Below are 254 nucleotides of genomic sequence, written 5' to 3'. Positions count from 1 at the left end.
CATCAGGACCTTCAAGTAAAGAAAGCCGGCTCCTGTCAGAAAAGCTTTCTGCTGTCGAGAAGGATCGTGACCGGACCGTGGTTGACGATGTGGACGTCCATCTCGGCCTGAAACTGCCCGGTAGCGACCTTGCCGTCATGCAGGGAGGCGACGCGCTCGACCATCTGGCTGAACAGCTCTGATGCCTTCCCGGGCTGCTCCGCAGCCGAATAGGAGGGCCGTTTCCCCCTGCGGGCGTCTCCCAGGAGGGTGAA

The 254-nt window shown here is 61.0% G+C and carries 1 protein-coding gene; it reads right to left on the bottom strand.

The genetic code is table 11. The features are described 5' to 3' along the window. Positions 1 to 35: 35 nt before the first annotated feature. Positions 36 to 245, bottom strand: a complete 210-nt coding sequence (locus FQ668_RS29205; RefSeq protein ID WP_369333849.1) for a D-aminoacyl-tRNA deacylase — start codon at positions 243 to 245, stop codon at positions 36 to 38. Positions 246 to 254 lie beyond the last annotated feature (9 nt).

The organism is Pseudomonas sp. Kh14, assembly GCF_900291005.1.
GTDB classification, from domain to species: domain Bacteria; phylum Pseudomonadota; class Gammaproteobacteria; order Pseudomonadales; family Pseudomonadaceae; genus Aquipseudomonas; species Aquipseudomonas alloputida.
Note: the sequence above shows the minus strand (reverse complement) of the source record. Positions and strands in the feature narration are given on the sequence as shown.